We start from the raw sequence: 13603 nt of genomic DNA, 5'->3' as shown, positions 1-13603 counted from the left end.
ACCTGGATCGTGGAGCCGCTGCCCGACCAGTCCAGGCCGGGCTTCACGTCGGCTGCGGCTCGAAATCCCAGAACGGCCGCTCTCCCCGCCGAACGGCTGCCGTCTGCGGGCTGTGTTCGCCCAGAGTGCCGGTCAGGCGGGTCAGAGCGTCCTGCTGAAGCTGGTCGGCTTCGGCCCCTCGGCGCAGCGCGCGGAGGTCCTGCGCGAGTGCCGCCTCGCAGGCCAAGGCGAGGGGGTGGCTCCGGCCGACGGCGTTCGTGGCCCGTTCAAGGGCTTGCCCGCTGAGGTCGGCTGCCCCCTCTGCATCCCCACTGTGGCTGCGCGCCGAGGCCGCGTTGAGGGCGCACCCGATGGTCCACGGGTGGTCGGCGCCCATCGAAGCCGTCATTCCCCGCAAGGCGCGTTCGGCGACGCGTCGTGCTTCGCCGCGGTCGCGGTCGCCCGAGTTCTGCAGGATGAGGCCGATGTTGCCGGCCGTGCCGATCGAGTAGGGATGGGTGTCGCCGAGCAGGTCGGCGTATCCGCGGGCGGCGGTGGTGGCCAGGTCCCAGGACTGGTCCAGGCTTCGGTCTTCGCGGAGCAAGGACGCGTAGTCGGCGGCGATGAAGAGCGCTTCGGGGTGCTGCGGGCCCTGGACCTGGCGGGCGCGTTCCACGAGCTCGCGCATCAGGTCGCGGGCCGGTGTGAGGTCGCCGACCCGGCGCAGGCACTGGGCGAGGTTGTGCTCGGCGACCATGGTCGTCACGGTGTACCGGCCGATGAGGCGGCGGTAGTCGTGGACGTTGGACTCCTGGCGGCCGAGCGCGTACGCGTAGCGGCCGAGCAGACGCAGAGTCAGTGCCTGCCGGTGTGCGGCGTAGAGAGTGAAGGCGTGGTGCGGGCCGAGTTGCCGCGAGCGGACGGCGAGGACTGCCGCAGACAGATCCAGGGCTTCCTGGTAGCGGCCGAGCAGTGTCAGCACGATGGAAAGGTTGGTGCGAGCCTGTTGAGTGGCCACTCCTTCTTCGCCAAGTGTTGTCGCGTTGATGTGCGCGGTCCGGTCGTAGAGTTCGTAGGCTTCCTGGTAGGCGCCGAGCGAGACCAGGGTTCCGCCGAGGGTGTTTCTGGCGCGCTGCAGGTCGGGGTGGTCGGCCGGTCTGGCTGCAGAGATTCGGTCGACGATTGCCCGTCCGACGGCTTCGGCCTCCCGGTAGCGGCCGGCTCTGCGCAGCATGTTGGCGTGCTGGTAGGTGACGATGAGCATGTCGGGGTCGTCGAAGGGCCGGTGTCTGCGCCAGCGTGCCCTCGCCTGTTCGCACAACCGCAGCCCAGCATGGGCTTCGCCGCGGGTGCGAAGGTACTCGATGCAGTTCAGGACGAGGCGGGCGCCGATGCCGCCCCGGTCCAGCGAGCCGGAGATCTCCAAGTGCGGGATCAGTTCGGCATAACGTGTCCACAGGGCGGCGTCCAGGGGCCGTTGGGGGTCCGCTCCCGCGAGGATTTCGCAAGCGGCACGGGACAACTGATCGCGCCGTTCGTCGGAGAGCTGCTCACGCAGCAGTGCGTGATACAGACGGGGCATGGTGGCCCGCTCCACCCCGTCCGCGCCGAACTCGAGCCGAACGGCCGAGGTTTCCGACAGCTGTCGCATCATCGCGTCCCAGGCGGCGGGGTCGGCGGCAGCCGCGGCGATGCGCGGCGGGAGGACGCTGGCGTCGGCGGACTGCAGCAGCCGAACGGGGATGGCCTCCGGCGAGAAGTGGGTGAAAAGGTCGAGGAGTTCGACGACCGTGGGACTGCGCTCCCGCAGCGACGCCAGAGTGATCGTCCAACTGCTCTCCAAGGCGCGGGGATACTGCGTCGCATGGCCGTTCGGCGGCCGCCCAGGAGGGTGGGAGCGGACGAGGTCGATGTACTGGGGGACGGGCATCGGATTGGTGTCGAGCCAGGCCGCGGTATGGGAGAGCAGGAGCGGGAAGTCCTGCACCGCCTCGGCGAGCCGGTCGGCCTCGGCGGCCGTGAGCCGGGGGGCCCTGGCGCGGATGTAGTCGATCGACTCGTTCCTCGGGAAGGGCGGCACATCGATGCGCAGGACACGTTCGTCGTCCGCCCATGCGGGGTTACGAGAAGTGATGAGGAGGTGTCCCGAGCCCTCGGGTAAAAGGTCCTCGATCTCCCGCACGTCGTCGGCACTGTCGAATACGACCAGCCAGCGGTGAAAAGGCAGGCCCACGCGCAGGGAGTCCTGCACGGCGCGGATGCGGTTGCCGATTCCCTGTCCTGCGGCGAGGTTGAGTCGGGGCGCGAGCTCGGCGAGCTGTTCCCGGGCTGTTCCCTGGGATGCGGCGCTGATCCACCAGACGATGTCGTATTCGTTGCCGAACCGTTGGGCGTACTCGGTGACCAGCTGACTCTTGCCGATTCCGGAGGCACCGAGGAGCACGCAGCGGTGTTGTCCGGCGCGGCCGGTTCCCGGTTCAGGAGCCGCGAGGAGAGTGTGGCGGATGTGGTCCAAAAACGCCTCGCGGCCGCTGAAACGGGGGTTCCGGCGGGGGGCGTTCGACACAGCGGGCGGGGTGTCCGGGAACCTCATGGTCAGTCCGGGCGCCTCGTCGGCTTGCCGGGACAGGGACATGCCGAGCAGGCCGAACAGGCGGTGCCTGGCTTCCTGTTCGGCGGTGCCCCGGAGATCTGCCATGGGCAGTGCCGTTGCCGCCGCGGGCGGTTCCCCGGCGTCGATGATCACGATGCCCAGGCGTCCGGAGTGGTCCGCGGCGCACGCGGTGAGCGCCGAGTCCCACTCCTGCGCGGTGCGCCCGCCGAGCCACCAGTACGTTGCGCCGACCAGGAGCAGCGCCCGGTCCGCGGTGTCGAGCAGGTCGTCCAGTAGTTCGGTCAGTGGTCGGGAGGGGTCCGGGTTCCACAGCCGGGATGTGACACGGTGTCCGGCCGACTGAAACTGGTCGGTGATCCACGCCGCCCATGACCGGTCGAAGCCAGCATGACTGAGCACGATATGCTGGCCCGGTGCTGTGCCGTGCCGCGGAGCGGTCCCTGTGCGGCTGAGGTCGAGAGCAGGAGGAGGGAGTTCGTAGACCGCGCCGTCGGCGGCGAGGAGCCGCACCGGCCCCCAGCCGACGGTCTCCGCAACCGTCTCGGCCCTTCGTACCTGAAGCGTCCGTGGCACAGGCTGGTCTAGCAGGTCCAGGACCTGTGGATCGGTGTCGGGGACTTGCAGGACGAAGCTACCGGGGTCGTCGGCGCCTTCGCCGAGGACCAGCAGCGGTCCCACGCGCCGGCCGTGCAGCTCGGCGTGTGGCAGCAGCGCGGCGATGAGTCCGACGTCGGTGACGCTGAGCCGTTCGGGCGGTTCGGACTGCAGTACTGCGTCGGCGAGCCGGGCCCTGGCGACCGTGGCGAGCTGCCAGGCGGTGGTGGTCCGACGGACGGGCTCGGGGAGCCGCTGCCAGGCGCCCGAGAACCAGCGGGCTACTCCGTCGCGGGCCTCTTCGACCAGCGCCCGCAGCGCCGGGCGCAGCGCGTGCTCGATATCCGCTTCGGCTTCGGTGCCGCCGCTGACGGCATGCCAGGTCGCGCGCTCCTCGGCGGACAGTGCGGGAGAACCATTGCGGTGCATGCGCTCGATGACCGACCACAGGCGGTGCAGGGGCGCTCCGTTTGGACAGTTCTTGAGCCGTTCGGTGAGTTCGCCGCGCAGCTGCGGCAGCAGATCGCTGCGCAGGACGATGTAGCCGAAGCCCCGTCGTTCCACGAGGTCGCCGAACCACAGGTCCGTCTCGGCCGAGACGTCCAGCAAAGGCGCCACCGTGACCCGTACCGCCCGCATCAGTTCGGGTTCGATGCGGGCGGCCACACTGAGGAGGATGGCGAGCTCGTGGCCCTGCCGAGGGCGAGGCTCGGCCGCGGAGGTCATCGCAGTTCCCCGACGACCCGGCCCACGGTGGTGCCTCGGTCCCAGACGACCGCGTGGAGTTGGGAGCGCCACCAGGTGGGCCACAGGCGCTCCGGCTGCGGTACGAGGGCGACGGCTTCGCAGCCGTGCTGCCGGATGCGCAGCAGTATCTCCCGCCACTCGCGTTCGGTTGCGCGGTGCGGGTCGAAGGGCGGTCCGATGATGCCGAGCGCCGACAGCAGCAGAATGCGGGTGCCTGGCTGAGGGGGGCGGTACGGTCCCCAGGTGCCGCGGGGGCCGGTGCCCACTCCACGCGACGGGCAGTCGGCGAAACGCAGCACGGTGGTTCTCGCCACGCCGACGAGGCTGCGTACCTGGTCAATGACGCCTTCTACGTCCTGCGCGAAGGGTTCCATGGAGGCGGAGATGTCGGCGAGGATCTGTACCCCGTAGCGCAGGGTGGGCAGCGGTCGCCGCGGTATCTCCTGCAGGGGCAGCCCGCGGGCGAGGTGGTCGGCAGCCCGCTCCACGTCCAGGTCACCATCGTGGGCGACCCGGGCCAGGGCCGCGTGCAGGACCGCGGCGGTGGAGCGTGGCGCGAGGAGTGGTACGTGGAGTCTGACGCGGCCGGTGGTGGTCCTGGGGGAGGGAAGGGATTCGACGGTCCAGCCGGTCCTGCGCGGCGTGCGGTGCTCGGTGGGGGTCAGCGGAGTGTTCGCGGTGGTGGAGGGCGGATGCCGCGGCGTGCCATTCGGTGAAGGCTTCGGTACGGGCCTGCCGGTGCCTTGCGGCGCGTCCGGTCGGGGCAGCGGGGCGGGACTGTGGACAGCGACGGCGTCGAGGGAGGGTTCGGAGGCGGGTGCAGGCACGTTTCCCGGACCCAGGCCGAGCAGCGCCGCGATCCGTTTCCACGCCGAGGGATCCGAGGCGCCGAGGGCCGTGGCGGCGCGCGCCACGTCTCCCAGCCAGATCTCGCGGTGCCGCATCTGGTCACCACCCGTCTCCGTAGATCTGCTGACGCTTGACCAGCACGCAGTTCTTCAGCCACTCCCAGCGTTCCGAGCCCAGACCGATCCCGAGGGTGATGCAGGCACGCAGCGCGTCGAGATACTCCGCGGTGCTGGGCCCTCGCATGCCCTGTGCGGCTGCCTGTTCGGTCACCCGGCCGAGCTCGACGGCCATTGCCTCGGCCATTCGAAGATGCCCGGCGCCGCCGGCTCCGTGCCAGCTGCGCATGTGCTCCTCGGCGATGCGGACCAGGCTGCGCACGTCGTGATCGGGGAGGGTGACGACGACGCAGCGGCGCAGGAAGGCCTGGGGCAGTTCCCGCTCGTCGTTGGTGGTGATGACCACCAGATGGCGGGAGAAGAGCGGGTCTGTGGGGCCCGTCGGCGGCTCGGTCCACACCTCGGTGTCGGTCTCGACGACGGTGAACCGCTGCGATCCGAGCGGCACGAGCAGGCTGTTGGGTACGTCCGGGTCGGCCTTGTCGATCTCGTCGATGAGGACGACGGCATGATCGATGCTTCGGTCGCCGTTGACGCCGGCGAACGGGTCCTCGATTCCCTCCATGGGGAATTCGTCCTCAGCGGCTGCTCGGCCTCGGCGCCGGGCCGAGCGCGGGGCGAGGGCCCACCACAGCACGCCGGGCTGCAGGTAGGAGAAGTCGTCCAGAGGGGGCGACTCCTGGCGGTACACCTGGGCGTCGGCGAGGCGTCGGACGCTGTCGAAGCGCCACAGCAGGTCTCGCGACCGGGTGCCGTAGGTGATGACGTGTTCGTAGTAGCGCCAGCCTTTGAGCCGTGCGACGTAGGGGGCGAGCGAGGACTTGCCGGATCCGGGGCTGCCGCGCAGCAGCAGCGGTCTGCCGGTTGCCAGGGCCACGCTCACCGCTTCGTCGATCTTCCGGGACATGACGTAGATCTCGCCGTCGCCGCGGTCCGGATTGCGGAACCACTCGTTGGGCGTGGTGTTTCCACCCTCGGTGATCGCCATCGGGTCGTTCACCCCCTCGGGTTGGTGCCGTTGATCCGGCTCATCCAGGCGTCGTCGCCGATGCGGGGGATGCCCCAGTCGTTGAGCATCCCGTACGCGACCCTGATCGCCACCCGTTCGTCGTCGGCGCCGAACGGCGGAGTGAGGAGGGCGGCCTGGGAGAGCCGGCCGGGCAGTGCGGAGTCGTCGGGGAGTTGCTCGCCCGGGATCAGGAGGATGTGCACCCAGGGGATGTGCTCGTGCAGCCAGTCGACGACCCGTTCGGCCTGGGGGAGGGTGCAGTGTTCGGAATGGATGACGACGTACGTGTCGCATTCCCGGAGGCGTGGGGCGCCGGCCAAGGGCTCGCGGGAGCTCATCCCGAACCGGGACCTGATGTGCTGCTCGCAGGCGAGCCGCAGCTCGTCCTCCGGGTCTTCCTCTCCCGGCGGCGGGGCACTCACGGATATGCAGCAGTACCGGCTGACGTCCATGCAGAAGGCGCGGCCCAGGTAGTACTGCCCCGTCTCGGGTCTGCGGACGTTCAGGACGACTGCCTGGCGCTCCAGGCCCTCTTCGGGCAGTACGCGCCGGGCTGAGGCCGCGTCGATCCACACCGGCAGGACCAGGCGGACGAGCTCGTTCAGTGCGGTGCTGTCCATGTGCCGGGCGATTTCCCCGACGGCGCTGCGCAGCCGCGGCGCGTCGTGGGTGTGGAGCATCTGAGCGGCCAGGAAACCGCAGCTGACATCGGTGACGGGAGAGCCTGCGAGATGGCGGTCGTGGAGTCCGAGGGCGCGTCCCATGCGGGCGAGCCGGCTCATGGTGCGGACCTGGCTGAGCTGTGCGGTGATGTCCTCGGCCCAGCGCTGTACCGGATCGTCGTCGTCCGTGGGGGCCGGAAGCGGCGGAAACGCACGCACGATCGCCTCCGCCGCCTCGGCCGCGTCCGGGGCGGCGTCTTTGCAGAGGGTGGCGATGCGGCGCACCAGCTGCAACGACATCAGGTCCTCGAAGCCGGCGGCGGCCATGTCCTCGGGGGTCACGTCGCCAACCGGGGCAGGGAGCACGAGGAAGGAGTGGTTGAAGTGGTGGCGCCACATGAGGATGTCGACTTCCCTGTGGACCCACATCGATGTGAGGGCCGCACGGTTCACGAGCACCACCGCGGCCCGGCACTCCAGGAGCCACTCGTACAGCCGGGGGTGCCACTTTTCACCGGGTAAGAGTCCTTCGGCGTCGACGAGGACGTCGTACCCGCGTTCCCGCAGTCCCTGGATGACATGGCTGCGCACCTCGCCGCCGTACGGGTCCTCGCGCGTGCTGTGACTGATGAACACCTTGTTCAAGCCCCCGCCCCCCAAGTGCCGGTCCCTAGGAGAGTTTGACGGCACCTCAGTCACGGGGCAATCGGGCCTTGGGGCAGGAATGGCCGCAGACGGTCCGCGATGTGTCTGATCAGCCGCTCAAGGTCCGCGCAGTGGACGGACGGATTTCTGAAGCCGTCGCGCGCGTCGAACCGGTGGGCGTAGTTCCCGCCGCCGCAGATCCTGACGACCGGGCAGGACAGGCACTGATCGGAGAGGGCGGCGGTGCCGATCTGGCGAGCGGCGATCCCCGGATGGTCGAGAGCCTCGTCGAAGGAGTGGTGGAAGACATCGAGTCCGGTCTCGGGGGCTCCCGAGTACGCGGTCTTGAGCGAGTCGACCTGTTCGATGGCACCGTCGGTGTCCACGACGACGGCGACGACGGGGGAGGACCCCACTGATTCGGTACCGCTTTCCTGACCGGTCAGCAGGCCGATGATTTCCGTGAACAGCCGGATGGTGGTCTGGGACGACTGCGCGTGGAACCAGTGGTCGAAGACGTCGGCGAGCCAGTCGCCGTACGGGGTGGCAAGGCCGGTTCTCCGTCCGAGGGAGGACCAGTTGGTGTGCGGCAGGAGCAGATCCATGCTCGGGGGTGTGAATGCGAGGAGCGATTTGTAGACCTCGATGGGATCCGATGACGGGTCGATGGTGCACAGGATGCCGCCGTAGGCTTCCGGGTGACGGGCCAGCACCCGTAGCCCTCGCGAAGCGACCGGCCAGCCAGGGCGCCCGCGACGATCCACCCTGTGCCGGTTGTGCCGGGCCAGACCGCCGTCGAGGCTCACACCGATCCTCAGCCCGGCGTCGGCCAGTTCGGTGACGACGCCCTCCGTTAGCCCGCTTCCATTGGTCTGCACAGTGGCCTGCACCCGGCAGAATCCGGGACCCACGGCAGCATCGATGGCCTCCCGGACCGCCGTGACGTAGCCGATGGGCGCGGCTGCTCCGGTCAGCAGCGGCTCACCGCCGTGCACGTTCAGATGGACCTCCGACAGCGTGTGCGTTTTCACATGCTCGGCGATCCGGGCGGCGGTCGCCGCCACAACTTCCGCGGACGCTGTGCGAGGCCGCCGACGCCAGCTCTGGTCCGGCCCTGAATAGACGTAGCAATACGTACAGGCGAAGTTGCAGCGACTGTGCATCTTCAGCACGAACTGCTGGAATGGCACTGCCTGATGACCCGCCGCCCGCGCGGCGACGACATCGAGTCCCTGCAGAGGCCAGAGGGCCGACGTACTGTGTCGGTGGCCCGCCTCAGTAGGTGACGAAGGGGCTGTCGTCATAGAAGGCCACTGCACTGCTGCGAGAGCCGGCTCGGGCCAGCAGGCCGGTCACCACGGCGGCGAGTACAGGGTTGCTCGCGTCACCGGCCAATGACGAAAGATCGAGGCCGGTGCAGTCCGGCAGCGGGTCAATGGCCTGATATCCGTCCCTCCGGGACAGAGCAGTGCCCGGGGGAAGAGACAACCCAACTCCAGGAAGAAATGCGCGTGCGTCGCTCGCTGCTGTGGAGACGGACGATATCGCAGAGCGTGGGTGCTTCGTGACACGACTCGTAGGAAATATTGACGATTCTCGCAGAGTTTCGATCACGGCCTACTCCAGGCGGCCGCAGCGATCGGGGAGCGTCCACTATCGCTCTGTATCGCTCGGGTGAGTGGGGAGCATGGAGTGCCGGTGACGGCAAGCGGCTGGCGTTGTCCGGTTCTTCACCAGGTCACGGGCAGTCGGTGTAGTCCTCGCAGGAGTCTGGGCATCGGCGCGAGTACTTCCGCGCCATTGCCCCGGACCCTAGCGCGTTCGGCCTCTGACACCACTCCACCGGGCAGCTGTCGCGGCCCGGTGGAGATCCGGTGGTGAAGCGGCCGGTCAGGCCCGCGCCCGTTCTCGCCACTCCGGCGCTCAGGGGTGCATTCGCGCGCTCTTGAGGACCTTGTCCACTGTGTTGCGCGGTCCGTATACGGCCATCCCTACCAGATCGAGCTGGTCTTTGCGCACGGCCCGTACAGCCGCCCGGTTGTCCCGGTCGTTGCCCGTGCTGAACAGATCTGACGTGAACACGGCCCTCGGCAACGAGCGGGACAGCGCACGGCCGTGCGCGGCGGTCAGTGTCTCCTTCGTCTCCTCGAAGACCAGCACGGGCTGGCGGAACATCGGCAGGTACGCGGTGTCGTCGGCGTCCGTGTACGGCTCGCCGATCACCTCGGGTGACGCTGTGCCGAGCCCGCTGACCAGGAAGGCGGTCACATTCAGCCGCTGCCAGGACTCAAGGTCGTCGCGCAGCAGGACGGCGATCTTGGTGTCGAAGCGCACAGGCACGTTCTCATCCCCGGCCCCAGTCCCAACCCCGGACCCCGCGTCGGTCTCATCCTCGGTTCTCATGCTTCGAGACTCCAGGGTGCACGCCTTCCCCGTCTTGTACGTTCTTTGCGTGACGCCCCGGCAGGAGATCTCCGCCTGGCGCCCGCCGGTCGCGGGCGTCGTTGAGGTCTTCCACGCCCACTTCACCGAGCACGCGTACCCCATGCACGTCCACGACGCCTGGACTTTGCTGATCGTCGACGACGGCGCGGTCCGCTACGACCTGGACCGCTACGAGCGCGGCACCCCGAGCGACACCGTGAGCCTGCTCCCACCGCAGGTCCCGCACAACGGCTCACCTGCCACCCCTCAGGGCTTTCGCAAGCGCGTGCTCTACCTCGACATGACACAGCTGGACGAGAGCTTCATCGGGCCGGCGGTGGACGGCCCGGACCTCACAGAGCCCGTCCTGCGCAGACGCGTCGGACAGCTCCACACAGCCCTCACGAACCGGGGCGACGAATTCGAGGCGGAGAGCCGTCTTGCCCTCATCATCGAACGACTGCGCCGGCACCTGCGCCCCAGGCTGGCCCTCGGCAGCGCGGGGACCGACGGCGGCATCGCCCAGAGCCTTCGTGACCTCCTCGACGAACGACTGCTCGAAGGCATCGCCCTGGAAGAGGCCGCGCGCCTGGTCCACGCCCATCCCACACACCTCGTACGTGCCTTCAGCGGCGCCTTCGGCATCGCCCCGCACCAGTACATGACGTCCCGCCGCGTCGATCTGGCCCGCCGTCTGCTCCTCGACGGACAGCCGCCGGGCGAGGTGGCGACAGCCGCCGGCTTCTACGACCAGTCACACCTCACCCGGCACTTCAAGCGGGTCGTGGGCATCACCCCGGGCCGGTACGCCCGTACCGGAGCCGTCAGCTCCTAGAGGTACAGCGCGATCGGCTCGACCGGTCTCCCGAACTGATCCAGCACCCTGTACGGCTCCCAAGGGTGGTCTCCCGTCTCCAGTAACTGGTCTACTGACCTCTTCGGGGTGTTGTCGGGTGGCGGGTGAGGCTGAAGCCGGTGCCGGCGAGACACCCGTCGATGAGTTCGGGATGACGCTGGATGCGACGCAGTCCGCGGCGTAAGACGCGTTCGAGATGCGCGTCGTCCGTGAAGGCGACGTTGGCCAACGGACCGCGTCGCAGCAGTGACCACACGCCTTCCACCGGGTTCAGATCCGGTGCATAGGAGGGAAGTTGCACGATGGTGAGCCAGTCGTGTTCGGCAGCGTACTGCCGCATTCCGGCGGCCCGGTGGGTGTTGAGATTGTCCCAGATCAAGACGATCGGGGCGCCGAGTTGCAGGTGAGCACGCACGACCAGGTCGCGGTAATCGCTCCAGGCGAAGCTCTTGCGCCCTGAACCGGGATGCTTGCGGTGACGATAGGGCCGGAAGATCAGCCGCGATGTCTCGCCGGGCTTATAGCAGCACAGGGCCGCGATCGAGAAGCGGCGCCAAGAGCGTCCTCGCACCCGCACCACCGGCGTGTGCCCCCGCCGGCTCCAGGTGCGGGCGAGGGACGGTGTCATCGAGAACCCTGCCTCGTCCTCGAACACCACGTACGCCCCGAGCGCCGCCGCAGTCATTCCACGTGCGGCCACACGTCCTTCTTCCACAACCCCACCGCGTCGTCGTCCCGTTCCACAGCCCGCCGGGCAGGCGACTGCCAGGACCAGCCGTGACGGTGCAGCAGCCGCCACACCGCCGCTGACGAGCAGTCCACCCCGAACTTCCACCAGATCAAGGCCCGGATCCGTCCCAGCGTCCAATGCTGGTCCTCCCAGCCATGCACGGCCGGCCCCCGCGCCAACTCCCGCTCCAGTTCGGCGAACCGCTCATCAGATACCTTCGGCACCTTCGCAGGCCCCGACGTCGCCAGAGCCTCCATACCGCCCGCCCGCCAGACGCGCCGCCACCGCTCCACCGACCGCGCACTGACCCGCAGATCCTTCGCGATCACCGCGTTCTTCTCGCCCCGCACGAACCGCTCACCAGCCTCGAAACGGACCCGCTCCCGAGCCTGCTGCCCCTCGGCGGTCAACCCGCCACCCTGCGCATACCGCATATCACCGGCCTACCGCAGGGATCACCACCCGTCACCCCCTCCGACAACACCTCGAAGAGGTCAGTAACTCGGAGGACGAAGTGCCTCAGATCCCGTCCGGGACGTTCTTCATCATGCACGGCAGGAAGCCAGCAGATTCCTCAACTGACCTGCGCAGACTCATGAGTTGGTTCTGTCAACAGGCCACAGCTGCCTTTGTGGCACCTATTCAGCCGAGGTCACATATGCCGGGACACGGCAGTTGGAGCCTGCGCGACCTTCGACCCGGCGTGATCAGCTCACTGGACGGGCACGCTCCGGAGACGGTGGAGAAGAAGCGCTCGATCATCACCGGGTCGTCCGCTATGGCGCGCATCAGTGCCAGACGGCGATTCGGCCGGAGCTCTGCCACGGCCAGGGTGTCCGGTGGCCGTCCATGACCAGCTTGTCGCGGTCGAGGTCGTATTGGCGCAGCGCGGCGTCCAGCCGGGGCCGGTCCTGCAGGCCGTCCGCGACACTGTCCGTCAGGATCGTCGCCTGCCGCAAGGCGTCGGTGATGCCTTGCCGATGATCGAGTCCTTGTGGACACAGGTTTGTTGTTCAACGCTGGGGTCAGTGACCTTCGCCAGGAAGTTCCCGGCACTCCCTAATTAAAGGTTGTCCCGTAGGTGGTTGGTGGGGCTATCGCTGGATACTGGACGCTGTCTTTCTTGCTGGTTGCGAAGGGGGTCCTGGTGGTTGTTCTGCAAGCTGAAGCAGTCCGGTGGCCGGCCGATGAGTTCCCGGGCCGGGTGGAGGTTCAGTTCACCGATGCGGCGGGCAGGCGCTGGTCCCTGGTCGACAAGGGCCCGATCTTCGATGCGCCGGATGACCTCGGCCCGGAGTCGGCCTATCCGCTGGAGGTGGGTGTCGTCTGTGTGATCCGCGAGACCATGACAGCAGCGGAAGACGAGATTGTCACCGTCTCCACCTCGGTGCATGGCGTCACTGCCCTCAGCGAGGAAGAAGATGCCAACCTTGACGCCGTCGCCGCTGGCCTGACCCTGCCCTGGAACTCCGGTGTCGTGGAAGGCCATGTCAACCGCATCAAGATGCTCAAGCGCCAGATGTTCGGCCGCGCAGGCTTCGAACTCCTCCGCAAACGTGTCCTGTTGGCGTGACCGAGCGTCACCACACCATACGAACCGGACCAGAGCCCGGAGATCAAATACAAAGCCACGAAGCAGGAGTCGGCGCGTCACTGATCATCGAGGGATGCCTGCCGGGCAAGGAACTCCTCGAACGCCGCCTTCTGCTTCGGATCCATGAAGCCTTGGTGGACATTGCGGGCCTTCTCCTGGAGCCAGTGCGCCTCGTCGGGGTCCAGTAGCTCGGCGACCACCACTCCTTCGCGAGCAACCGCCGTGCGCCCTCCTACGCGACGACGAAAGAGCGTGAACGCGCCGAATTCCGCTGGGTGAGCCAGTTCCGGCTCCTGCGCCACAGCCCGGTACTCTTCCCCAGCGCCACTCGTCGGGTAGGCGGTGGGGGCCCAATGCTCCCAGAGCGCCAGCGTGGCCGCAGGCACTAGCACCGCGCGTTCCGCCTCTTCACGCCCCTCCCACATGAACGTGACAGTGACGGGCTCGCCGACCGCCTCGGCCAACCCGAGCACCCTCTCCACCTGATCGTTGATCGGGTAACCCACCACTACATCGATCTGAATGCCCATGGTGCCTGAGGCTACTGGCCGCTTCCGACATGCCAGCCCAAAGCTCCTGCGCCTCGTCGACCACGGCGCACCAGGTGGACCGTCCGAAACCGGAGATCTCACCGACTGAGCGCCTGTCCGAGGCAATACTGCGACGGAGAGCAACCGCTCAACACAATTTGGGCCAGAGCCCTCGCAAAGTGACACAGCCAAGCCGTGCTGCGTCTGCGGGCGGGTCGCAAGAGTCGGAGAACGACGGAACGGGAAGCCGGTCT

The 13603-nt window shown here is 68.3% G+C and carries 12 protein-coding genes; 2 read left to right on the top strand and 10 right to left on the bottom strand.

The features are described 5' to 3' along the window. Nucleotides 1-43: 43 nt before the first annotated feature. The 7 genes from fxsT to OG966_RS00925 all read right to left on the bottom strand — a co-directional run bounded on the left by fxsT (nucleotide 44) and on the right by OG966_RS00925 (nucleotide 9618). Nucleotides 44-3913, bottom strand: coding sequence for an FxSxx-COOH system tetratricopeptide repeat protein (gene fxsT, locus OG966_RS00950; RefSeq protein WP_326647378.1), 3870 nt, complete (start codon nucleotides 3911-3913; stop codon nucleotides 44-46). Beyond that, a complete protein-coding gene (locus tag OG966_RS00945; RefSeq protein ID WP_326647377.1) occupies nucleotides 3910-4878 on the bottom strand; it encodes a hypothetical protein in 969 nt (322 codons plus the stop codon). The genes fxsT and OG966_RS00945 overlap by 4 nt, the downstream gene beginning before the upstream one ends. 4 nt (nucleotides 4879-4882) lie before the next feature. Continuing rightward, entirely contained in the window at nucleotides 4883-5887 is a 1005-nt protein-coding gene (locus OG966_RS00940) for a MoxR family ATPase (protein WP_326647375.1), read from the bottom strand. An 8-nt stretch (nucleotides 5888-5895) separates the two neighbouring features. Continuing rightward, entirely contained in the window at nucleotides 5896-7206 is a 1311-nt protein-coding gene (locus tag OG966_RS00935; protein ID WP_326655033.1) for a toll/interleukin-1 receptor domain-containing protein, read from the bottom strand. Between the two features lie 59 nt (nucleotides 7207-7265). After that, a complete protein-coding gene (locus tag OG966_RS00930) occupies nucleotides 7266-8519 on the bottom strand; it encodes an FxsB family cyclophane-forming radical SAM/SPASM peptide maturase (RefSeq protein ID WP_326647374.1) in 1254 nt (417 codons plus the stop codon). Continuing rightward, nucleotides 8491-8829 carry a YxD-tail cyclophane-containing RiPP peptide gene (locus tag OG966_RS40630; RefSeq protein WP_442806644.1) on the bottom strand — a complete coding sequence of 113 codons (339 nt, stop codon included), beginning with the start codon at nucleotides 8827-8829 and terminating at the stop codon, nucleotides 8491-8493. Before OG966_RS40630 ends, OG966_RS00930 begins: the two co-directional genes overlap by 29 nt. Nucleotides 8830-9138: 309 nt before the next feature. Next, complete coding sequence (locus tag OG966_RS00925; protein ID WP_326647373.1) at nucleotides 9139-9618, bottom strand: DUF2000 domain-containing protein; 480 nt, start codon at nucleotides 9616-9618, stop codon at nucleotides 9139-9141. Here OG966_RS00925 and OG966_RS00920 point away from each other — a divergent pair. Further along, nucleotides 9617-10474 carry an AraC family transcriptional regulator gene (locus OG966_RS00920; protein ID WP_326647372.1) on the top strand — a complete coding sequence of 286 codons (858 nt, stop codon included), beginning with the start codon at nucleotides 9617-9619 and terminating at the stop codon, nucleotides 10472-10474. The two genes, OG966_RS00925 and OG966_RS00920, sit on opposite strands and share 2 nt — an antisense overlap. Before the next feature lie 91 nt (nucleotides 10475-10565). Here the strand turns inward: OG966_RS00920 and OG966_RS40625 are convergent. Together OG966_RS40625 and OG966_RS00905 are read right to left on the bottom strand one after the other, a co-directional pair. Then, a protein-coding gene (locus OG966_RS40625; protein WP_442806643.1) for an IS630 family transposase occupies nucleotides 10566-11659 on the bottom strand; the annotation gives its coding sequence in 2 pieces (ribosomal slippage) (nucleotides 10566-11195 and nucleotides 11198-11659; 1092 coding nt in all). A gap of 354 nt (nucleotides 11660-12013) precedes the next feature. Then, nucleotides 12014-12184 carry a hypothetical protein gene (locus OG966_RS00905; protein WP_326647371.1) on the bottom strand — a complete coding sequence of 57 codons (171 nt, stop codon included), beginning with the start codon at nucleotides 12182-12184 and terminating at the stop codon, nucleotides 12014-12016. A 164-nt stretch (nucleotides 12185-12348) separates the two neighbouring features. Here OG966_RS00905 and OG966_RS00900 point away from each other — a divergent pair, with 164 nt between their 5' ends. Further along, entirely contained in the window at nucleotides 12349-12798 is a 450-nt protein-coding gene (locus tag OG966_RS00900; RefSeq protein WP_326655554.1) for a hypothetical protein, read from the top strand. 77 nt (nucleotides 12799-12875) lie between these two features. Here OG966_RS00900 and OG966_RS00895 read toward each other — a convergent pair whose 3' ends face one another. Next, complete coding sequence (locus tag OG966_RS00895) at nucleotides 12876-13349, bottom strand: hypothetical protein (RefSeq protein WP_326647370.1); 474 nt, start codon at nucleotides 13347-13349, stop codon at nucleotides 12876-12878. Nucleotides 13350-13603: the final 254 nt, after the last annotated feature.

Source organism: Streptomyces sp. NBC_01750 (assembly GCF_035918095.1).
Lineage (GTDB): Bacteria > Actinomycetota > Actinomycetes > Streptomycetales > Streptomycetaceae > Streptomyces.
The sequence above is the reverse complement of the archived record's forward strand: the minus strand, read 5'-3'. Positions and strand labels throughout refer to the sequence as shown.

What these genes read in the sequence shown, in the direction of transcription:
- fxsT (WP_326647378.1), bottom strand. Translation starts at nt 3,913, where the DNA reads ATGACCTCCGCGGCCGAGCCTCGCCCTCGGCAGGGCCACGAGCTCGCC.
- OG966_RS00945 (WP_326647377.1), bottom strand. Translation starts at nt 4,878, where the DNA reads ATGCGGCACCGCGAGATCTGGCTGGGAGACGTGGCGCGCGCCGCCACG.
- OG966_RS00940 (WP_326647375.1), bottom strand. Translation starts at nt 5,887, where the DNA reads ATGGCGATCACCGAGGGTGGAAACACCACGCCCAACGAGTGGTTCCGC.
- OG966_RS00930 (WP_326647374.1), bottom strand. Translation starts at nt 8,519, where the DNA reads ATGACGACAGCCCCTTCGTCACCTACTGAGGCGGGCCACCGACACAGT.
- OG966_RS00920 (WP_326647372.1), top strand. Translation starts at nt 9,617, where the DNA reads ATGCTTCGAGACTCCAGGGTGCACGCCTTCCCCGTCTTGTACGTTCTT.
- OG966_RS00925 (WP_326647373.1), bottom strand. Translation starts at nt 9,618, where the DNA reads ATGAGAACCGAGGATGAGACCGACGCGGGGTCCGGGGTTGGGACTGGG.
- OG966_RS00895 (WP_326647370.1), bottom strand. Translation starts at nt 13,349, where the DNA reads ATGGGCATTCAGATCGATGTAGTGGTGGGTTACCCGATCAACGATCAG.